At 37.1% G+C, this 20830-nt stretch carries 20 protein-coding genes; all 20 read left to right on the top strand.

The features are described from left to right. Nucleotides 1–119: 119 nt before the first annotated feature. On the top strand, nt 120–887 hold the full coding sequence (locus tag ACFSO7_RS10130; protein WP_377877179.1) for a TatD family hydrolase: 768 nt from the start codon (nt 120–122) through the stop codon (nt 885–887). Nucleotides 888–1124: 237 nt separating this feature from the next. Then, the gene (locus tag ACFSO7_RS10125) at nt 1125–2303 is read left to right on the top strand and encodes a ubiquitin-like domain-containing protein (protein ID WP_377877178.1); all 1179 of its coding nucleotides are present in this window, start codon (nt 1125–1127) and stop codon (nt 2301–2303) included. Nucleotides 2304–2460: 157 nt separating this feature from the next. After that, nucleotides 2461–3021, top strand: a complete 561-nt coding sequence (rnmV, locus tag ACFSO7_RS10120) for a ribonuclease M5 (protein ID WP_377877177.1) — start codon at nt 2461–2463, stop codon at nt 3019–3021. Further along, complete coding sequence (rsmA, locus tag ACFSO7_RS10115) at nt 3014–3892, top strand: 16S rRNA (adenine(1518)-N(6)/adenine(1519)-N(6))-dimethyltransferase RsmA (RefSeq protein ID WP_377877176.1); 879 nt, start codon at nt 3014–3016, stop codon at nt 3890–3892. The genes rnmV and rsmA overlap by 8 nt, the downstream gene beginning before the upstream one ends. 135 nt (nt 3893–4027) lie before the next feature. After that, the gene (yabG, locus tag ACFSO7_RS10110; RefSeq protein WP_377877175.1) at nt 4028–4897 is read left to right on the top strand and encodes a sporulation peptidase YabG; all 870 of its coding nucleotides are present in this window, start codon (nt 4028–4030) and stop codon (nt 4895–4897) included. Nucleotides 4898–5156: 259 nt separating this feature from the next. Then, nucleotides 5157–5420 carry a biofilm formation stimulator Veg gene (gene veg / locus ACFSO7_RS10105; protein ID WP_377877174.1) on the top strand — a complete coding sequence of 88 codons (264 nt, stop codon included), beginning with the start codon at nt 5157–5159 and terminating at the stop codon, nt 5418–5420. 165 nt (nt 5421–5585) lie between these two features. Beyond that, nucleotides 5586–5765, top strand: a complete 180-nt coding sequence (locus tag ACFSO7_RS10100; protein ID WP_377877173.1) for a small, acid-soluble spore protein, alpha/beta type — start codon at nt 5586–5588, stop codon at nt 5763–5765. A gap of 258 nt (nt 5766–6023) precedes the next feature. Next, complete coding sequence (gene ispE, locus ACFSO7_RS10095; RefSeq protein ID WP_377877172.1) at nt 6024–6893, top strand: 4-(cytidine 5'-diphospho)-2-C-methyl-D-erythritol kinase; 870 nt, start codon at nt 6024–6026, stop codon at nt 6891–6893. Between the two features lie 58 nt (nt 6894–6951). Next, nucleotides 6952–7773 carry a pur operon repressor gene (gene purR, locus ACFSO7_RS10090; protein WP_377877171.1) on the top strand — a complete coding sequence of 274 codons (822 nt, stop codon included), beginning with the start codon at nt 6952–6954 and terminating at the stop codon, nt 7771–7773. A 14-nt stretch (nt 7774–7787) separates the two neighbouring features. Beyond that, on the top strand, nt 7788–8162 hold the full coding sequence (gene ridA / locus ACFSO7_RS10085) for a 2-iminobutanoate/2-iminopropanoate deaminase (protein WP_377877170.1): 375 nt from the start codon (nt 7788–7790) through the stop codon (nt 8160–8162). Nucleotides 8163–8323: 161 nt separating this feature from the next. Then, nucleotides 8324–8614: a septation regulator SpoVG gene (gene spoVG, locus ACFSO7_RS10080; RefSeq protein ID WP_042453823.1), complete on the top strand. Its 291-nt coding sequence runs from the start codon at nt 8324–8326 to the stop codon at nt 8612–8614. A gap of 203 nt (nt 8615–8817) precedes the next feature. Then, on the top strand, nt 8818–10191 hold the full coding sequence (gene glmU, locus ACFSO7_RS10075) for a bifunctional UDP-N-acetylglucosamine diphosphorylase/glucosamine-1-phosphate N-acetyltransferase GlmU (protein WP_377877169.1): 1374 nt from the start codon (nt 8818–8820) through the stop codon (nt 10189–10191). Nucleotides 10192–10206: 15 nt separating this feature from the next. Then, the gene (locus ACFSO7_RS10070) at nt 10207–11163 is read left to right on the top strand and encodes a ribose-phosphate diphosphokinase (protein ID WP_377877168.1); all 957 of its coding nucleotides are present in this window, start codon (nt 10207–10209) and stop codon (nt 11161–11163) included. Between the two features lie 309 nt (nt 11164–11472). Beyond that, nucleotides 11473–12105 carry a 50S ribosomal protein L25/general stress protein Ctc gene (locus tag ACFSO7_RS10065; RefSeq protein WP_377877167.1) on the top strand — a complete coding sequence of 211 codons (633 nt, stop codon included), beginning with the start codon at nt 11473–11475 and terminating at the stop codon, nt 12103–12105. A gap of 81 nt (nt 12106–12186) precedes the next feature. Beyond that, complete coding sequence (gene pth / locus ACFSO7_RS10060) at nt 12187–12744, top strand: aminoacyl-tRNA hydrolase (RefSeq protein ID WP_377877166.1); 558 nt, start codon at nt 12187–12189, stop codon at nt 12742–12744. A gap of 105 nt (nt 12745–12849) precedes the next feature. After that, nucleotides 12850–13080, top strand: coding sequence for an anti-sigma-F factor Fin (gene fin / locus ACFSO7_RS10055; protein WP_377877165.1), 231 nt, complete (start codon nt 12850–12852; stop codon nt 13078–13080). A gap of 262 nt (nt 13081–13342) precedes the next feature. Further along, nucleotides 13343–16879 (top strand): transcription-repair coupling factor, encoded by a 3537-nt coding sequence (gene mfd / locus ACFSO7_RS10050; RefSeq protein ID WP_377877164.1) that lies wholly within the window; start codon nt 13343–13345, stop codon nt 16877–16879. Nucleotides 16880–17095: 216 nt separating this feature from the next. After that, nucleotides 17096–17632, top strand: a complete 537-nt coding sequence (gene spoVT, locus ACFSO7_RS10045) for a stage V sporulation protein T (protein WP_377877163.1) — start codon at nt 17096–17098, stop codon at nt 17630–17632. 62 nt (nt 17633–17694) lie between these two features. Next, nucleotides 17695–19371: a putative polysaccharide biosynthesis protein gene (locus ACFSO7_RS10040; protein ID WP_377877162.1), complete on the top strand. Its 1677-nt coding sequence runs from the start codon at nt 17695–17697 to the stop codon at nt 19369–19371. Further along, nucleotides 19361–20827 (top strand): bifunctional methyltransferase/pyrophosphohydrolase YabN, encoded by a 1467-nt coding sequence (gene yabN, locus ACFSO7_RS10035; RefSeq protein ID WP_377877161.1) that lies wholly within the window; start codon nt 19361–19363, stop codon nt 20825–20827. Before ACFSO7_RS10040 ends, yabN begins: the two co-directional genes overlap by 11 nt. Nucleotides 20828–20830 lie beyond the last annotated feature (3 nt).

The following is a 20830-nucleotide window of genomic DNA, read 5'->3' as shown; positions in this document are numbered from 1 at the left end:
GTCGAAGCATTTGCTTATCGGGGCTGAACAAGGCGCTTCCACATTTCATAAAAATTAGTCATATTACGGATATATAAGTTTAAAATAAATCGTAAAATATAAATTGAGGGAGACATTTTATGTTATTCGACACACACGCACATCTTAATGCGGATCAATATAATGAGGATTTAACAGAGGTAATAGAAAGGGCACGTGAAGCGGGAGTGTCCAATATTGTGGTTGTTGGATTTGATCAAATAACGATTAAACGAGCTATTGAACTTGCGGAAGAACATGATTTTATTTACGCATGTGTAGGTTGGCATCCTGTAGATGCGATTGATATGACAGAAAATGATTTAAAATGGATTGAAGAGTTAGCAAGTCATCCAAAAGTAGTAGCTCTTGGTGAAATGGGCTTAGACTATCATTGGGATAAATCGCCGCATGATATTCAAAAGGAAGTCTTCCGAAAGCAAATAAGACTTGCAAAAAAGGTCAAACTGCCTATTGTCATTCATAACCGTGATGCCACATCTGATATTGTTGAGATTTTAAGTGAAGAGGGAGCGGCAGAAGTAGGGGGAATCATGCATTGCTTTAGTGGAAGCGTGGAGATTGCAAAGAAATGCCTAGATATGAATTTTTATATTTCCTTAGGTGGGCCTGTAACCTTTAAGAATGCAAAAAAACCGAAGGAAGTTGCTCTTGAGGTTCCACTAGATAAACTACTAATTGAAACAGATTGCCCATATTTAACCCCACATCCTTATCGTGGACAAAGAAATGAACCAAGTTATGTCAAACTTGTTGCCGAACAAATTGCAGAAATTAAAGGTTTAACATTAGAAGAAATTGCCCAAGCAACTTCCGACAATGCGAAAAGATTATTCGGCATAAAATGACAAGGGAATTTGTCGGAATAAAAGGTAGTTTGTCCCAATTTTTTCTGATTCTAAAAAGTTCTACATGTCTCCTTTTCCTCATAGGATAAACGTGTCGATAAGTTTCCCTTCACATTTATGCCACCTATATGCATAATAGGAAATACCTTCTTAAAATGTGTAAGGGTTGACAATGGGCAGCAGAGTTCTATATAATCACTCCGAGAAAAGGAGGCGTTTTTCATCGTCATTCAAAACATGAAAAACCTGTTTTCTAAGTCTTTGGGAAAGAAGAAGTGGGCAGTTATTTCTGCTAGTTTGGTAGTTTTTGCATCTACTTTTGGGGTTCTTATGTATCAGGGAACGAAAGAAACCGTTGCATTAACGCTTGATGGAGAAAAGAAAGTCATTAAAACACATGCAGATACCATCCAAGAAGTATTTGATGATCTAAATATCTCAATTCGCTCAGAAGACTATGTGTTTCCCTCGGGTAACACAAAGGTGAAAGACAATTTAAGGGTTGTTTGGAAACCTGCTAAACAGGTTCAAATGGTAGTAGACAACGAGAAGAAAACGATTTGGACAACAGCTAATACAGTTGAGGAAGTTTTAAAGGAGCAGGGAATTGCTTTAAAAGAAAATGATGAAGTTGATCCTAAACCGGAAAAATCAATCAAGAGCAACATGAACATTACCATTCAGAAAGCTTTCCAGCTAACGCTTAACGATGGTGGCAAAATAGAAAAGGTTTGGACTACTTCGACTACGGTCGCTGACTTTTTAGCAGGGCAGGGTATTACTCTAGGGCAGTTTGATAAGGTTGAACCTAAATCAGACACGTCTGTCAAAGAAAATACAGTCATAAATGTTGTACGTATTGAAAAAGTCACCGATGTAGTGGAAGAACCGATTAGTTATGCTGTTGTAACCAAAAAGGATGCAAAATTACCAAAGGGAAAAGAGAAAATCGTTTCTAATGGACAAAGAGGGTTAGTATCTAAAGAATTTGAAGTAATCCTAAAAAACGGTAAGGTTGTATCAAGAATATTAAAAAGTGAAAAGAAGGTTAGGGATAAAAAAGATAAAGTTGTTGCCGTAGGAACAAAAGTAATGGCTAAACAAGTTTCTCGTGGGGTTGAATCAGGTTTAGAATTCTATGTGAATTCAACTGCTTACACGGCTAATTGTAATGGATGTTCTGGCCATACTGCAACAGGAATTAATCTCCATAATAACCCTAATATTAAAGTGGTTGCTGTTGATCCTAGAGTCATTCCACTTGGCACAAAATTGTATGTAGAAGGGTATGGTTACGCAGTTGCTGCTGATACAGGCTCAGCTGTAAAAGGCCATAAAATTGATGTGTTTTTCTCATCAGTATCTGAAGCATATCGCTGGGGAAGACGTACAGTGAAAATCAAAATTTTAAAGTAGAACAGGATGCAGGGGACTCGTTCCTCTGCATTTTTAATTTCCTTTTAAAATCTCTTTTTGATATATTATATCTATTTAGACGTTTAACATCACCAATAAGTTTCAATTTTTATAAAAAAAGAGAACTTATTTTACTGTTTTTCTATTCGGAGGATTTATGAAAATAAAAGAAATTATTGTTGTCGAAGGAAAAGATGATACAGTTGCTATTAAAAGGGCTTTAGATGCAGATACAATTGAGACAAATGGCTCGGCTATTAATGAACAAACGATTTCAAAAATTAAACTAGCCCAAGAGACGAGAGGGGTCATCGTGTTTACCGACCCTGATTACCCGGGGGAGAAAATTAGACAAACCATATCACAGCGTGTTCCAGGCTGTAAACATGCTTTTTTACCTAAAGGGGAAGCCATTCATAAGTATGGTAAAGGAGTCGGCGTCGAGCATGCTTCATCAGAATCTATAAGGAAAGCTTTACAAGATGCTCAATTAATGCAACATGAAATTCCTGAACAAATAACCAAAGATGAACTTGTTACCGCAGGTTTAATCGGTGGAGCCGGGTCTAAGGAAAAAAGAGAGCGGATAGGGGAAATACTAAAAATAGGTTATACGAATGGGAAGCAATTACATAAACGTTTAATGATGTTTCAAATTAGCAAACAAGATTTCCATCATGCACTATGGATGATCCGTCAGGAGGAGCAAAATGAATAAAGATATCGCCACCCCATTACGTACGAAGGCTATTTTAGAAAAGTATGGGTTTTCATTTAAGAAGAGTCTAGGTCAAAACTTTTTAATTGATACGAATATTTTAAATAGAATTGTTGACCATGCTGAACTATCAAGTGATTCAGGGGCAATTGAAATTGGCCCTGGAATTGGAGCTCTCACCGAACAATTAGCGAAGAGAAGTAAAAAGGTAGTAGCTTTTGAAATTGACCAACGATTATTGCCAATATTAAAAGATACATTATCTCCATATCCAAATGTAAAGGTTATACATCAGGATATTCTAAAAGCGGATGTTAGGTCTGTAATGGAAGAAGAATTTTCTGAAATGAAAGATGTAATGGTCGTTGCTAATTTACCTTATTATGTGACCACACCTATTATCATGAAACTTCTTGAGGACCAATTGCCAATTAGGGGAATTGTGTGTATGCTCCAAAAGGAAGTAGCGGATCGGATTTCTGCCAAACCAGGAACGAAGGAGTACGGTTCATTATCGATTGCTATTCAGTATTATACGGAAGCGGAAACAGTGATGATTGTACCTAAAACCGTATTTGTACCACAACCTAATGTAGACTCAGCCGTGATTCGTTTAACAAAAAGAATGACGCCTGTTGTAGAAGTGAAAGACGAAAATTTCTTTTTTCAAGTAACAAGAGCTAGTTTTGCTCAAAGAAGGAAAACATTATTAAATAACTTAGTAAGCCAGCTTCCGAACGGAAAAGAAAAAAAGGAAACAATTCTCTCTGTCTTGGAAGAGGTTCAAATTGAGCCGACAAGAAGAGGAGAAACACTTTCGATTGAAGAATTTGGACGGCTTAGTGATGGATTATTTGAGTATTTTAAGTAAAGAGAACGGCCTATCAACTTCGTTGGTAGGTCTTTTTTTTGCGTAACAATCTCACAACTTTCTGCATAGGTTATGAAAGAAACGGTATTAATTAGGCTATTCTTGTGTTTAGCTCGTTTGGAGCGTGATCATAAAATGGATATTGTCGGAAGGCTTTCATATCAATGTGATATTATGTTTCGAATTATTGACACTAAGGTGGAAAATGGTGAAAAAATAGCCATCCTTTACGGAGAAGATTTCCGTATCATTGCAGATGCCCCCTTTGATGACTTAGTAATAATTGATCCACAAGAAAGGAAGAAACGGTCAAAGGAATTTCGATCGTTAGAGGAACAGTCACTTCAATTATTCCGTCAGGATGTGACGTTAATAAAAGAGAGACAAGAATATGAAGTGACAAGAGGGTATAGTAAAGAATTAAATTATTTTCAAATACCTGGAAAGGTTCTTCATTTGGATGGAGATCCTACTTATTTGAAGAAGTGCACAGATGTGTATGAAAAAATAGGGATTCCTGTTTTCGGTGTTCATTGCAATGAAAAGGAAATGGCGAGTAAAGTGGGGCAATTAATTGATTATTATCGGCCTGATATTCTTGTTATAACAGGACATGATGCCTATTCTAAGTCAAAAGGTACGATTTCAGATATTAATGCCTATCGCCATTCAAAGGATTTTGTACAGACGGTTAGAGAGGCTAGGAGAAAAGTTCCGCATTTAGACCAATTAGTTATTTTTGCAGGTGCCTGTCAATCCCATTTTGAGTCATTAATCCATGCGGGGGCAAACTTTGCAAGTTCCCCTTCAAGAATAAATATTCACGCACTTGATCCGGTATACATTGTTGCAAAAATAAGTTTTACTCCGTTTATGGAAAGAATCAATGTATGGGATGTATTACGTAATACTTTAACTGGTGAAAAGGGTCTTGGTGGTATAGATACAAGAGGGGTCCTTCGAACAGGTATGCCCTTTAAGATAGAAATATCAGAAACGGAATAATTTAAGGAGTGACACAATTGTGTGCTCCTTTTTTGTGTGCGAATTTTCTATAATTAGCGCTCAAGTATTTGCAATAGTCCTACTTTTTAAAACAGTACATAATTGCTTAATTTAAGGGATACGATAAAATTGTTGAAAAAAGGCAGGAAAAGTAGAAGAAAAACCGTTGACAATTATTTTGTTTGACTGATATAATTTATAGTTTTTATTTGACTAAAATATGTCAACGTGATATACTTAACACAGTGAGGTGGACCGAATGCCAAAAACTTTAGCCGATATCAAAAAGGCTTTGGATTCAAATTTAGGGAAAAAACTTTTGCTTAAGGCGAACGGTGGACGCAGAAAGACAATTGAGCGTTATGGTGTTTTAGCTGAAACATACCCATCTGTATTTGTAATTGAATTAAATCAGGATGAAAATGCATTTGAACGTGTCTCTTATAGCTATGCAGATGTGCTAACAGAAACAGTTCAAATTACCTTCTATGATGATACAACAGAAAATATTGGATTAATTTAATACGATTTATAAGAAAACAGTGGCCATCTTATGTCGCTGTTTTTTTATATTCCATATTTATAATCGAATGATATATGGAATATTATTTCATGTTTAGGCGTTTATGATTTGTGCTTAAACTTCACATACTATACATACCGTGAGTGACGAAAAGGGGGGTTTCGTTTGGGAAGACGAAGAGGGATGATGTCAGAGCATTTTAAAGAAGAGCTTGCTAAGGAACTAGGGTTTTATGATGTCGTCCAAAAAGACGGTTGGGGCGGTATCCGAGCCCGTGATGCTGGGAATATGGTTAAACGTGCTGTAGAACTTGCTCAGCAACAGCTTCTTAAATCAAGACAATAACTCTTTATCTAACGAAAGCTTTATAATTAGTACCCACGGTAAGGATCAAGGGCTCACCCTTGGTCCTTTTTGTATCTAGAGTAAGCGTCCTAGTTCTGATGTAAAGGATGTACTAGTGCGACAATGCGACAGGACGCCTACGCTCTTTTATGACAAAATTTCTAATATGTAAAGAATGAACGTCTTAGTTTGCTCATTTTGTGGTAAAATAGGACAAAATGTGCAGACCGCTCCAAAATCAGTAAAGAGGTGGACGTAGTGAAGCTTTTAGTAAAAGCTCCGGCAAAGATTAACTTATCACTTGATGTATTAAATAAACGACCGGACGGGTATCACGAGGTAGAAATGATCATGACAACGATTGATTTAGCGGATCGAATAGAGTTAACTCTGCTAGAAAAGGATCAGATTGTTATCCATTCGCATAATCGTTTTGTCCCTGACGACCAAAGAAATCTAGCCTTTCAAGCTGCCAGTCTTTTAAAAGATAGATTTCAAATCAAAAAAGGTGTTGCCATAACCATAGATAAAACGATTCCTGTTGCAGCTGGTCTTGCTGGAGGGAGCAGTGATGCAGCAGCTACACTAAGAGGGTTAAACCAATTATGGGAACTTGGATTATCTTTGGATGAACTGGCAACGATCGGAGCAGAAATAGGTTCGGATGTTTCGTTTTGTGTTTATGGGGGAACGGCATTAGCAAGAGGTCGAGGAGAGGAAATTACTGAACTTCCTGCACCACCGACGTGTTGGGTCATTTTGGCAAAGCCGTTTATTGGTGTTTCCACTGCTGATGTTTATCGTAGATTAGACGTTAATAATATTAACCATCCAAACACAAAAGAAATGATTAATAGTATTTATAATGGCGAATATCAAAAGGTTTGTCAAAATATGGGTAATGTATTAGAAAGTGTTACTTTAAATCTTCATCCAGAAGTTGCTCAAATTAAAGAACAGATGAAACGCTTTGGCGCGGATGCTGTTTTAATGAGTGGAAGTGGTCCAACTGTCTTTGGTCTAGTTCGACATGATTCTCGAATGAATCGAATTTATAATGGTTTAAGAGGGTTTTGTGATCAAGTATTTGCTGTCCGATTAATCGGAGAACGACATACTATTGATTAATTGCGTACATTGGTGATATATTTACCTCAAAACATTCGTGTTTAGGGAGGGAACGTTAATGAAGTTTCGTCGAAGTGAACGATTAATCGATATGACTAACTATTTGTTAGATCATCCTCGTCAACTCGTACCACTTACTTATTTTGCGGAAAAGTATAGCTCAGCTAAATCGTCTATTAGTGAGGACCTTGCTATTATTAAAGAAACCTTTGAAAATAGAGGGATTGGTACCTTGCAAACGATAGCTGGTGCAGCCGGAGGGGTAAAGTACTCTGTTAAAATAAGTGAAGAGGAAGCAAGACCATTTGTAACGGAGCTCTGCCAAATGATTGCCAAGCCAGATCGATTACTGCCAGGCGGTTATTTGTATATGACCGACATCCTTGGTGACCCGTCTATCGTTCAAAGAGCTGGAAAAATCATTGCCTCTGCTTATGCCGAAACAAATATCGATGTCGTTATGACGGTTGCAACAAAGGGAATTCCATTAGCTTATGCCGTTGCTAGTCAATTAAATGTCCCAGTAGTCATTGTCCGTAGGGATAATAAAGTGACAGAAGGGTCAACGGTCAGTATTAATTACGTTTCAGGTTCAACAAAAAGAATCCAGACGATGGTTCTATCGAAAAGAAGTCTTTCAGAAGGTTCAAGAGTTTTAATTGTTGATGATTTTATGAAAGCAGGAGGAACAATCAATGGCATGATTAGTATGCTTGAGGAATTTCAAGCCATTGTGACCGGGATTGCTGTGTTGGTGGAATCAGAAGAGATTGAAGAACGTCTCGTTGATAATTACCTCTCATTAGTCCAATTAGCTAATGTGGATGAGAGGGAACGGACAATTAATGTAAAAGAGGGAAATTTTTTTAAGGGAAAATAAAGGGAGGGTACATAATGAAAATTATTCAAACACAAGAAGCACCAGCAGCAATTGGACCATACTCACAAGGAATTGTTGTCAATAATGTCTTCTATAGTTCTGGGCAAATTCCATTAACCCGAGAAGGACAAATGGTCAATGGTGATATTAAAGAACAGACACACCAAGTATTTAAAAATCTTAAGGCTGTTTTAGAAAGTGCGGGAGCATCTTTAGAAACAGTAGTAAAAACAACTGTTTTTATTAAAAATATGGACCAATTTGGAGATGTAAATGAAGTTTACGGACAATACTTCTCTATTCATAAACCAGCACGTTCCACTGTTGAAGTAGCAAGACTTCCAAAGGATGCTCTCATTGAAATTGAGGTTATTGCACTGGTAAAGTAAAATAAAAAGAGGATATTTTCCTGTTTTTATAAAGGTAAGTATAAAATGTTCACTTATTTGCCCTATTCTTCAAAAAAATTTACAATTCAGGCAGGAATATTGGAATTTTTGTAGAATTTAGATAACTAGGTTTTAACTTCGAAGAAAAGGGTGTGAACAAGATGGAAGTAACTGACGTTAGATTACGCCGTGTAAACACAGAAGGCCGTATGAGAGCAATCGCATCAATTACACTAGACAACGAGTTTGTTGTTCATGATATTCGTGTTATTGATGGGAATAACGGTTTATTCGTGGCAATGCCGAGCAAAAGAACTCCTGATGGGGAATTCCGCGATATCGCTCATCCTATTAATTCTGGTACACGTGGCAAAATCCAAGAAGCTGTTTTGGCAGAATACCACCGACTAGGGGAATTAGAAGTGGAATTTGAAGAAGCCGGAGCTTCCTAAGATCATACAGCAAGGGCCTACTTCATAAGTATGGCTCTTTTATTTTTGACTAACCATCCTCTGATTCATTTAGTTTCTCCAATACACCTCAAGTTTTTTATGCCTCTATGAATTAATCATGACATATATTCTAACTTCCTTGAAATAAACCCTTTTTTAGGATATATTTTTATATGGATAAAAAGGTGAATTGGAGGACGATTATGTCTAAACGATATGCCATTATTTTAGCAGCAGGACAGGGGACGAGAATGAAGTCCAAACTATATAAAGTACTTCACCCTGTATGTGGTAAACCAATGGTTCAACATGTAGTAGATCAAATTTCCCATCTTCAAATAGAGCAAATGGTTACCGTTATTGGACACGGTGCTGAAAAGGTAAAGTCGCAATTGGGTATGAATAGTTCCTACGCATTACAAGCGGAGCAATTAGGAACTGCTCATGCGGTCATCCAAGCGAAAGATGCCTTAGAAGATAAAGAAGGAACTACCATTGTCGTTTGTGGAGATACACCTTTAATTAAAGCAGAAACGATGGAAAGCCTGTTCCAACAACATTTACAGCATGGCGCAAAGGCATCAGTTTTAACAGCGAAAGCAGAAGTCCCTACAGGCTATGGTAGGATTATAAGAAATGAATCAGGCCATGTAGAGAAAATTGTGGAACATAAAGATGCTACTGATGATGAACGTCTCATCAATGAAATAAATACAGGAACGTATTGTTTTGATAACCAAGCATTATTTAGCGCTTTAAAAAGTGTTTCAAATGATAATGTGCAAGGTGAGTATTATTTACCTGATGTGATTGAAATATTGAAAAGGCAAGGAGAAAAGGTCATTGCCTTCCAAACAAATGACTTTAATGAAACATTGGGCGTAAACGATCGAATTGCCCTAGCTGAAGCTGAATCCATTATGCGAAAACGCATTAATGAAAGTCACATGCGAAATGGTGTAACGATCATTGATCCACTTCAGACGTATATTGATTCGGATGTTGAAATTGGTCGTGATACGATTATCTATCCTGGGACTACTATTAAGGGACAGACGGTTATTGGTGAAGATTGTCATCTTGGGCCGAATACGGAAATCTATAATTGCCAAATTGGAAATGAAACAGTTATCCGTCAATCGGTTGCACATAGTAGTTTAATTGGTTCGCAAGTAAATATTGGTCCATTTGCTCATATTCGTCCTGAATCCACCATTGCAGATGATGTAAAAATCGGAAACTTTGTTGAAGTGAAGAAATCGCAAATGGGCAAAAGCAGCAAAGCATCTCATCTAAGTTATATTGGGGATGCTGAAGTAGGATCTAATGTGAATTTAGGTTGTGGTTCCATCACTGTAAATTATGATGGCAAAAATAAATTTTTAACAAAAATTGAAGATGACGTTTTCGTCGGTTGTAATTCGAATCTAGTCGCTCCTGTAACAATAGGAAAAGGTGCTTACATTGCTGCCGGTTCCACCATTACAGAAGATGTACCAGGAGAAGCATTATCTATTGCTAGAGCACGACAAGTAAATAAAGAAAACTATGTTCAAAAGTTAAACCTAAAGAAATAAACTTGGAGGTTTCAAATGTCTAACAAGTACTTAGATCCGAAAATGAAACTATTTAGTATGAATTCCAACCGTGCCTTAGCAGAAGAAATTGCAAAGGTGATTGGGGTAGAGCTTGGTAAAAATACGGTTACTCGATTCAGTGATGGAGAAATTCAAATTAATATTGAAGAGAGTATTCGTGGTTGTGATGTTTTCGTCATTCAGTCAACAAGTGGGCCTGTTAATGAGCATTTAATGGAATTGTTAATTATGATTGATGCTCTTAAAAGGGCGTCTGCGAAAACAATCAATATTGTTATGCCTTACTATGGTTATGCACGTCAGGATCGTAAAGCTCGAGCTCGTGAACCAATTACCGCTAAATTGGTTGCGAATCTGCTTGAAACGGCTGGGGCTACCCGGGTCATTACTCTAGATCTGCATGCACCACAAATTCAAGGATTTTTCGATATTCCTATCGATCACTTAATGGGTGTTCCCATTTTATCTGAGTACTTTAAGACAAAAGAATTTAATAAAGACATCGTAATTGTTTCTCCAGACCACGGGGGCGTAACACGTGCTCGTAAAATGGCAGAAAGATTAAAGGCACCAATTGCGATTATTGATAAACGCCGTCCAAAGCCAAATGTGGCTGAAGTGATGAATATTGTCGGTAATATTGACGGGAAAGTGGCAATTCTTATTGATGATATCATTGATACAGCTGGTACCATTACTTTAGCAGCGAATGCTTTAGTTGAAAATGGAGCGGCTGAAGTATATGCATGTTGTACGCATCCAGTTTTATCAGGTCCAGCAATTAGTAGAATTGAAAACTCTAATATTAAAGAACTGGTTGTAACCAATTCGATTGCTCTTTCAGAAGAAAAGAAAATTGGAAAAATTCGTGAGCTATCTGTAGCTCCACTAATCGGGGAAGCGATTATTCGTGTCCACGAAGAACAATCAGTAAGTACATTATTTGACTAAAAATATGATTGATGGCTTGCTTTTACAGCAAGCCTTTCTTCACTTCTTCACTTTTTGACTTTTCTAAATAAAATCTTTTGTGTTTAGACCTTCTTGTTTTGGGGCATTTTTTTATATAGATAAGAAAACTATTATGGACTTCGAAAGTTGTCCAGCTCCAGGCGCCATCGGCTCGAGGTCAAATGTTCTCCACCCAAAAAGTCAAAGAACGACTTTCTGGGTGGAGAAGCATTTGCTTGTCGCCGATAGGCAGGCGCCTTGCGCTTTTCTTAAATATAGGCACTTCAAAATAAGGAAGGGGTTAAAATCATGAGTAGTGTACTTCAAGCAACTGAAAGAAATGAATTCCGTAATTCAGCACTTCGGAAACTAAGATTAGAAGGAAATATTCCAGCCATTGTTTATGGATCGAAGGTCGAAAGTAAACCAGTATATGTAAATGGTTTGGAATTAATAAAAACAATTAAAACAGTCGGCCGTAATGGTGTCATTTCATTAGATATTGGTGGGAATAAACAAGATGTTATTTTGACCGAATACCAGCAGGATTATATTAAAAATGATATTGTTCATGCGGATTTCCTTGCGATCGATAAGTCTTCCAAACTTTCAGTGGAGGTTCGCGTCGTATTAACTGGTGAAGCGGCAGGGGTTAAGGATGGTGGAGTATTGCAGCAATCATTCCACGAGCTATCAATCACATCAACTCCAGACAATATTCCGCAAGCAATCGAGTTAGATATAACCAATCTACAAGTAGGTGAAACAGTTTCGGTGGCCGATATCTTTACACAAGGAAAGTATGAAATTAATCATGAAGATGACCTAGTTATCGCCTCCATCCTTCCTCCTAAGCAAGAAGAAGAGATAAGCACAGGAGAACAACAGGAACCTGGAATTCCAGATAATCAAGAAGGAAGAGAGACAGCGGCTGAAGAATAAGTATATTAAGTAAAATATAAGCCTTATCACAACCCAAGTTGGTAAGGCTTTTTAAGTTAGTTAGATTTGGGGGAGATTTGCATGAAGTTAATCGTAGGGTTGGGGAATCCAGGAAAGCAATATGATCACACAAGACATAATGTTGGGTTTGACGTCATAGACGAGTTGTCCAAGCAACTAAATATTGGGTTAGATCAATTGAAATTTAAAGGTGTTTTTGGAATGGGCTATGTGGGGACGGAAAAAGTCCTTTTACTTAAACCATTAACTTATATGAACCTATCTGGAGAATCGATCAGAGCAGTGATGGACTACTTTGACATTGATACAGAGGATTTGCTTGTTATATATGACGATTTAGACATTCCAGTGGGGAAAATGCGTTTACGCCAAAAGGGTAGCGCAGGTGGACATAATGGAATAAAGTCAACAATCGCACATATAGGAACGCAAGAATTTAATCGCATTCGCATTGGTGTAGATCGTCCCAGGAATGGGATGAGTGTGTCAAATTATGTATTAGGAAGATTTACTTCTGAAGAACAACCGATTATAGAAGAAGTAGTAAAGAGAAGTGCTGATGCATGTAAAAGCTGGATGAATCAGCCATTTCTCCAAGTAATGAATGCGTTCAATTAGACTATACATAGTAGAAGAGCTATATACATACAATATTAGAAATGAATAAGATCCTCCTTTTCAGTAAATAATAGCAATATTGGGATACGAACAGGAGGGACGAAATTGGCTATTCATTATCATTGTCGTCATTGTGGTCAGAAACTAGGGTCATTAAATGATTTATCGATTCATTCCGAACAGCTCGGATTACACAAATTGAATCCAGAGGAACGAAATGATATGATCCAATATCATTCATCGGGTGATATCCATATTCAGGCTATCTGTGAAGATTGCCAAGAGTCATTAGAACGTAATCCTGACTTTCATCAATACGATTATTTGATACATTAACGGCTTTGGAGGAATCCAAAGCATTTTTCCATTTTCATAATAAAGAGTTTGACTTTTTTAGTCCAGCTTCAGCGCCTAGCACCGATGTACAGGACGTACAAGTGTCGACAATGCGACGGGACGTCCGAGTTTTTGTCGACCAAGAGGTCAAAAGCCAATCTGTCATGAAGGTAAAAGACAACCTTCCTGCCAGTTTGTCTTTTGCTTGTCGGGGCTTACAAGAGCGCTTACGCATTATGTTTTTGAGAGGAGGAGCTATTAGATGAGAGGACTAACCACTTTATTTCGGCAACAGGAAGATGTAAAGACGATTATTAATGGAATGCGTGAAGGGTTAAAGGAGCAATTAGTAGCTGGTCTATCTGGTTCAGCACGGACATTGTTTTTAGCATCCATTTACGAAGAAACCAAAAAATCCATTTTAGTAGTCACTCATAACCTACTTCAAGCTCAAAAATTATATGATGATTTAGTCAGTATGATGGGAGAGAAAGAAGTATATTTGTACCCCGCAAATGAATTAATTGCGGCAGAAATGAGCATTGCTAGCCCAGAGTTAAAAGCTCAAAGAATCGAAGCTTTAAATCATTGGAGTTTTAACGAGAATGGTATAGTTATTGCACCGATGGCAGGTTTAAGAAAAATCCTCCCTTCGAAAGCTCAATGGTCAAAATATCAAATCCACCTAAAAATGGGTGAAGATATCGATGTCGAGGCTTTGCTGATCCAATTGGTTAAGATGGGTTACGTCAGAACAGGGATGGTATCAACTCCTGGTGAATTCTGTGTTCGTGGAGGAATTCTAGATATCTACCCCCTAACAGAAGTAAACCCTGTACGTATTGAATTATTTGATACGGAAATTGACTCCATTCGTTTCTTTTCGTTAGAGGACCAACGTTCAATAAATAAAGTAAATGAAATGATTATTGGGCCAGCAACCGAGTTACCTTTAGAGGAAGAGCAGTTTCATTCTATTATTCAAAAAGTAGAAATGGGACTCGCTTCAAGCGTTACAAAAGTGAAAGAAGCTAAATTAAAGAATCTATTAAGTCAAAATATAGGCTATGAATTAGAACAATTAAGAAATAATCAAAAACCAGAACAATTATTTAAATATCTATCGTTTGCATACGAAAAACAAAATAGTTTAGTAGATTATTTGCCGAAAAATGGACTTATTTTTATAGATGAAATTAGTAGAGTTCAGGAAATGAATGATTCTTTGGAAAAAGAAGAGGCGGAGTGGTATACATCTTTACTTAGTGAAGGAATGATGATTCAGGATGTGAAAATATCCCACCAGTTAACAGGGGTGATACAAAAACAAAGCCATCCAATTGTCTACCTATCTTTATTTTTAAGACATGTTCCAAATACGAACCCTCAAAATATTTTAAATGTTTCCTGTAAACAAATGCAAAGCTTTCACGGACAGATGAATGTATTAAAAACAGAAATTGAGCGGTGGAAAAAGGGGAAGTTTTCCATCTTGCTTCTAGGTTCTGATGACGAAAGAGTTAACAAGCTACAAAGAGTAATGGAAGACTATGATATTCAGGCAGCGACAGTGGATGAGGATAAAAAACTTGTTGCTGGAGTTGTCCAAATTGCTAAAGGTGGATTACAAACGGGGTTTGAGTTGCCACTTCAAAAAGTAGTTGTCATTACTGAGGAAGAGCTTTTTAATAAAAAAATTAAAAAGTCCACACGCAGACAAAAGCTTTCGAATGCGGAAAGAATTAAAAGCTATTCGGAACTAAAAGTTGGAGACCATGTAGTTCACGTCAACCATGGAATTGGTAAGTATTTAGGAATTGAAACGTTAACTATTAACGGGATTCATAAAGATTATTTGCACATCCGTTACCAAGGTTCGGATAAGTTGTATGTGCCTGTTGATCAAATTGATTTAGTTCAGAAATATGTGGGCTCAGAAGGAAAAGAACCGAAGATTTATAAATTAGGCGGGAATGACTGGAAACGAGTTAAGAAAAAGGTTCAATCTTCTGTTCAAGATATTGCAGAAGATTTAATCAAGCTATATGCGGAACGGGAAGCGGCTGTGGGTTATGCCTTTTTACCAGATGGTGACATGCAAAGGGAATTTGAGACAGCCTTCCCATATCAAGAAACAGAGGATCAGTTGCGATCGATTCATGAAATTAAGAAAGATATGGAACGAGCACGCCCGATGGACCGCTTATTATGTGGGGATGTAGGATATGGGAAAACGGAAGTAGCTATACGTGCTGCATTTAAAGCAATTGCAGATGGGAAACAAGTGGCTTTATTAGTCCCAACAACCATCCTTGCGCAACAACATTTTGAAACGATGCGCGAAAGATTTCAGGATTATCCAATTAATATTGGCCTATTAAGCAGGTTCCGAACGAAAAAGCAGCAAACGGAGACAATAAAAGGCTTAAAAGAAGGAACAGTCGATGTGGTGATAGGTACTCATCGTTTGTTATCAAAAGATGTTATTTATCGCGATATTGGATTGCTTATTATTGATGAAGAACAACGCTTTGGTGTTACTCACAAGGAAAAAATTAAGCAATTAAAGACGAATATTGATGTGTTAACATTGACCGCAACGCCTATCCCAAGAACCTTACATATGTCAATGTTAGGAGTAAGAGACTTATCGGTCATTGAGACTCCACCAGAAAATCGTTTCCCTGTCCAAACCTATGTGATGGAGTATAATGGAGCGCTTGTCAGAGAGGCAATCGAGCGGGAGTTGGCAAGGGATGGACAAGTTTATTTTCTTTATAATCGCGTCGAGGATATCGAGCGAAAAGCCGAAGAGATTCGGATGCTTGTTCCAGATGCGCGGGTAGCCTATGCACATGGAAAAATGACAGAAAATGAGCTAGAATCGACGATGCTATCCTTTCTATCAGGTGAGTTTGATGTTCTAGTGTCTACAACTATCATCGAAACAGGCGTTGATATTCCGAATGTAAATACATTGATCGTTTTTGATGCAGACCGAATGGGGTTATCCCAGCTGTATCAGCTCCGAGGCCGTGTTGGACGTTCCAACCGTGTGGCCTATTCCTACTTCACTTATCGAAAAGATAAGGTGTTGACTGAAGTAGCTGAAAAGCGACTACAAGCAATTAAGGAATTTACAGAGCTAGGTTCAGGTTTTAAAATTGCGATGCGTGATTTGTCCATTCGAGGTGCAGGAAACTTGTTGGGTGCCCAACAACATGGCTTTATTGATTCGGTTGGATTTGACCTTTATTCGCAAATGCTAAAAGAAGCAATTGATGAGCGAAAAGGTGATATCAATCTAAAGGCCAAAACGAATGTGGAAATTGATTTAGAGATAGATGCTTATATTCCTGACACTTATATTTCAGATGGACATCAAAAGATCGAAATGTATAAACGCTTTAGAGCTATCTCGACATTGGAGGATGTAGAGGAGCTTCAAGATGAGATGGTTGATCGTTTTGGTGAATATCCAGAAGAAGTGGCTTATTTATTCCAAATCGCTGAAATGAAGGTATATGCCATTCTTTCGGGTGTTGAACTTATTAAACAATCGAAGGATGAAGTCATGATTTTAACCTCTGAAAAAGGAAGTGCCGATATTGATGGCGGTCCTATTTTTCAAAAAAGCAATCAGTATCCTAGAGTGGTTGGCCTAGGAATGGACGGGAAAAAGTTAAAAATTACATTGAAAACAAAAGGAATTGAACCTGCTAAATGGCTGCAAATCGCTTTTGAGATGCTAAAAGTTCAATTTGAATCAAAGCTTGAGCATAATAAAAGTGTTTCATAAAAAAAGCATTAGCACCTTGATCATCAGCCAATCACTTCATCTAATCCAAGTATTCTTAATTGGGGAATTTTGCACAATTACGAAAAATTATTTGTATGTGTATAGAACTTTCCATATGAAAGATACTAAGTTCAAACCTGGTGATGATTTCAAAAACAAAAAAGTTTTGAGATCATTTCCAATATCCATCATCAGATGAAAGTGAGGCAACGTTGGATGAAAGCAACTGGAATAGTTCGTCGAATTGATGATTTAGGTCGTGTCGTAATACCGAAGGAGATACGCAGAACTTTGCGTATCCGAGAAGGGGATCCACTAGAAATTTTCGTTGATCGTGATGGAGAAGTCATATTAAAGAAATATTCACCTATCAGTGAATTAAGTGATTTTGCCAAAGAATACGCTGAAGCATTATATGACAGTTTAGGTAACCCAGTATTAATATGTGATCGGGATACCTATATTGCAGTAGCAGGTAGCTCGAAAAAAGATTATTTAAATAAAAATATTGGTGAACTAGTTGAGAAAGCAATGGATGATCGAAACTCTGTATTAATAACTGCGCAAGGAGATATTTCTATTATTGATGGAAATGTAGAATCCGTTTCTTCCTATACAATAGGGCCTATCATCGCCAATGGTGATCCAATCGGTGCAGTAGTCATTTTTGCTAAAGAAGGGGCTCTTGGTGAAGTAGAACAAAAGGCAGTGGAAACAGCTGCTGGTTTTCTAGCAAGACAAATGGAGAATTAAAACATTCTTATATCTTAAAAAAAGGTAGCTTAATTTGCTGCCTTTTTTCTATGCCTGATTAAATGTTATGCTATAATACACTCGAATTTCATTATAGAAAGGAGTTGGGCTTCACGAGAGGATCGAACGAATGGTTTAAAGGAGCATTTATTTTAACGTTAGGGGCGTTAATGACAAAAATTTTAAGTGCGATTTATCGTGTTCCCTTTCAAAATATTGTCGGGGATATCGGTTTTTATATTTATCAGCAAGTGTATCCTTTTTTGGGTTTAGCATTAATCTTATCTACATATGGATTTCCAGTGATTATTTCCAAGCAGTTAATGGAATTTAAGGTGAAGCAACAATCTGAAAAGATTTTTCGATTTTTGACTCTTTCTTTATTTGTTTTAAATGTTTTAGGTATTTTTGCCTTTTTATGTTTATACTATGGCTCTACTTGGCTTGCACTTCAAATGAAGGATCCTAATTTATCCATCCTTTTAAAAGTGATCTCAGTTGTTTTTCTTATTTTCCCGACTATATCGGTTTTAAGAGGATATTTTCAAGGGATGGGAAATATGATTCCTACAGCCGTATCTCAAGTTGGAGAACAGCTTTTTAGAGTAGTTACTATTTTAACGGTTGCGGTTCTAATGACAAAGGAAGGACTTTCCCTTTATGTTGTGGGTGGCGGGGCTTCCTCAGGTTCCATTATTGGTGGTTTAACAGCAATATTCATCTTAATCATATTTTTTCTAAAGGAAGTTAGACAAACATCGAAATCATTTTGTTTATTTGATCATAAGCTTCTTTCCGATTTAGGTAAGGTAACGAAGCTCTTGTTGTTACAAGGCTTTGCCGTTTGTATAAGTGGTATGTTTTTGATTTTTATGCAATTAGCGGATTCGCTCAATATGCTTTCTTTAATGGTAAATGGAAATATTGAACTAGATCTAGCAAAGGAATTAAAAGGAATTTATGATCGTGGTCAACCGTTAATTCAGCTTGGTTCGGTAGTTGCAACCTCTATGTCACTGTCATTAGTGCCTCTTATCTCAAGTGAGCGAGTAAAGGAAAATAAGGAGATATTACTAGAAAAAATCCGCTTTGCTTTGCAAATAAGTTTGGTTATTGGAACAGCCGCAACAGTAGGATTATTAGCCATCGTTCATCCTACGAATGAAATGTTATTTAAAAACCAAGAGGGTTCTACTGTACTTGCTGTATTAACAGTCGTTATTATGGTAAGTTCTGTTACTCTTACAGTGATTTCCATATTACAAGGACTCGAAGTAATGTTTTTTCCTGCTTGGGTTATTTTATTTTCTTTTGGATTGAAATTGGGTTTAAATATCGTCTTTATTCCAAAGTTAGGACCTGTGGGTGCAGCTATAGCGACTAATATCTCTATAGCTGTAGGATTGGTTTTATTATGGTGGAAATTGAAAAGAGTAATGAATAATCCACTCTTATCTAGTTCATTCATCATCAAGGTTGCCATGGCTTCTTTCATAATGTTTCTATTTTTAAAAGCTTATCTATTCGCTACTAATCCTATTTATGGGTTGGTGGAATCTCATCGATTGGTAGCGGCTTTCCAAGCAATGAGTGGCGTTACCATTGGAGGATTTATTTATTTACTGGTGATGATGCGTATGAATATATTCAGGATAGAGGATTTAGCATTATTACCATTTGGGAGTAAATTAATCTATTTACTCCCGAAAGAGAAAGGGAGTCGTAACCATGAAAAATAAAATAGAAATCATTGGTTTAGGTGCAGGGGATCTCAATCAGATCCCACTAGGTGTTTACAAAAAGCTACTTGGACAAAACCGTTTATTTTTAAGAACGAAGGAACATCCAGTCGTAAAGGATTTAGAAAGAGAAGGGGTCGTCTATACATCTTTTGATTATATTTATGAGGAAAATGATCAGTTTGATGTGGTCTATGAAAAAATATGTCAACAGCTATTGATTGAATCAAAAGAAAGTACCATCGTATATGCTGTACCGGGACATCCATTAGTTGCGGAAAAGACCGTACAACTATTATTAGAAAAACACGATAAGGGAGAAGTGGAAGTTGAAATAAGCGGTGGACAAAGCTTCATCGATTCCTTATTTCAGTCTCTAAAAATTGACCCAGTAGAAGGATTTCAACTACTAGATGGGACGGCTTTAAATGGGGAGCAGCTGCAGATTCAGCAGCATATCATTATTTCTCAAGTGTATGATGCCTTTGTAGCTTCAGAGGTCAAGCTTACCTTAATGGAGAAACTGCCAGATGAATACCCTGTTTTCATTGTCACAGCAGCAGGTAGTGCTGATGAAATTCTTAAAAAAGTAAAACTATACGAATTAGATAGAGAAATGACTTTGAACAATTTAACATCGCTCTATGTCCCACCTGTAAAAGAAGACATCCTACTCAGAAAGCAATTTTCTAAATTAAGAGAAATTATTTCAGATCTCAGGGGGCCTAATGGATGTCCATGGGATAAAAAGCAGACACATGAATCACTAAAAAAATATTTAATTGAAGAAACCTTTGAAGTCATAGATGCCATAAATAAAGGAGAAATTGATTTATTAATAGAAGAATTAGGCGATGTGCTTCTTCAAGTTATGCTTCACGCGCAAATCGGTGAGGATGAAGGCTTCTTTTCCATCGACGACGTAATTGAAAATCTAGCGAATAAAATGGTACGCAGACATCCACATGTATTTGGAGATGCAAAAGCTCAAAATGCTGATGAGGTTACTGCGTTATGGGAAGAGATAAAAGGTAAAGAAAAAGAGAACGAAGAACATTCCCTACTTGATGGTGTAGGATTTGAATGGCCAAATTTAATTCGGGCTTATGAGCTTCAGAAAAGGGCAGCAAAGGTTGGCTTTGATTGGGATGATATTCGTCCGGCGTTTGCGAAAGTTTATGAAGAAATAAAAGAATTAGAAGAGGAAATGCTCAAAGATCCAAAGAATCATATTAAATTGGAAGACGAATTTGGTGATATTTTATTCGCGCTTGTTAATGTGTCTAGATTTTTAAAAATACAGCCGGAAGAAGCTTTATTTCATGCTAATGAAAAATTCAAACGTCGCTTTCAATTTATTGAAAAACAAGTGAAGGAAAGTGGGAAGTCGTTCCAACATTACACATTAGATGAATTAGACCAATTTTGGAATGAGGCTAAACAACAAGGATTATAAAAG

It is taken from the genome of Bacillus sp. CGMCC 1.16607, assembly GCF_042683745.1.
Classification (GTDB): domain Bacteria; phylum Bacillota; class Bacilli; order Bacillales; family Cytobacillaceae; genus Pseudoneobacillus.
Note: the sequence above shows the minus strand (reverse complement) of the source record. Positions and strands in the feature narration are given on the sequence as shown.

Bases quoted from the DNA above. Each gene is read 5' to 3' on its own strand.
- ACFSO7_RS10130 (WP_377877179.1), top strand. From the start codon at position 120: ATGTTATTCGACACACACGCACATCTTAATGCGGATCAATATAATGAG.
- ACFSO7_RS10125 (WP_377877178.1), top strand. From the start codon at position 1,125: ATGAAAAACCTGTTTTCTAAGTCTTTGGGAAAGAAGAAGTGGGCAGTT.
- rnmV (WP_377877177.1), top strand. From the start codon at position 2,461: ATGAAAATAAAAGAAATTATTGTTGTCGAAGGAAAAGATGATACAGTT.
- rsmA (WP_377877176.1), top strand. From the start codon at position 3,014: ATGAATAAAGATATCGCCACCCCATTACGTACGAAGGCTATTTTAGAA.
- yabG (WP_377877175.1), top strand. From the start codon at position 4,028: ATGGATATTGTCGGAAGGCTTTCATATCAATGTGATATTATGTTTCGA.
- veg (WP_377877174.1), top strand. From the start codon at position 5,157: ATGCCAAAAACTTTAGCCGATATCAAAAAGGCTTTGGATTCAAATTTA.
- purR (WP_377877171.1), top strand. From the start codon at position 6,952: ATGAAGTTTCGTCGAAGTGAACGATTAATCGATATGACTAACTATTTG.
- ridA (WP_377877170.1), top strand. From the start codon at position 7,788: ATGAAAATTATTCAAACACAAGAAGCACCAGCAGCAATTGGACCATAC.
- spoVG (WP_042453823.1), top strand. From the start codon at position 8,324: ATGGAAGTAACTGACGTTAGATTACGCCGTGTAAACACAGAAGGCCGT.
- glmU (WP_377877169.1), top strand. From the start codon at position 8,818: ATGTCTAAACGATATGCCATTATTTTAGCAGCAGGACAGGGGACGAGA.
- ACFSO7_RS10070 (WP_377877168.1), top strand. From the start codon at position 10,207: ATGTCTAACAAGTACTTAGATCCGAAAATGAAACTATTTAGTATGAAT.
- ACFSO7_RS10065 (WP_377877167.1), top strand. From the start codon at position 11,473: ATGAGTAGTGTACTTCAAGCAACTGAAAGAAATGAATTCCGTAATTCA.
- pth (WP_377877166.1), top strand. From the start codon at position 12,187: ATGAAGTTAATCGTAGGGTTGGGGAATCCAGGAAAGCAATATGATCAC.
- mfd (WP_377877164.1), top strand. From the start codon at position 13,343: ATGAGAGGACTAACCACTTTATTTCGGCAACAGGAAGATGTAAAGACG.
- spoVT (WP_377877163.1), top strand. From the start codon at position 17,096: ATGAAAGCAACTGGAATAGTTCGTCGAATTGATGATTTAGGTCGTGTC.
- ACFSO7_RS10040 (WP_377877162.1), top strand. From the start codon at position 17,695: ATGTTATGCTATAATACACTCGAATTTCATTATAGAAAGGAGTTGGGC.
- yabN (WP_377877161.1), top strand. From the start codon at position 19,361: ATGAAAAATAAAATAGAAATCATTGGTTTAGGTGCAGGGGATCTCAAT.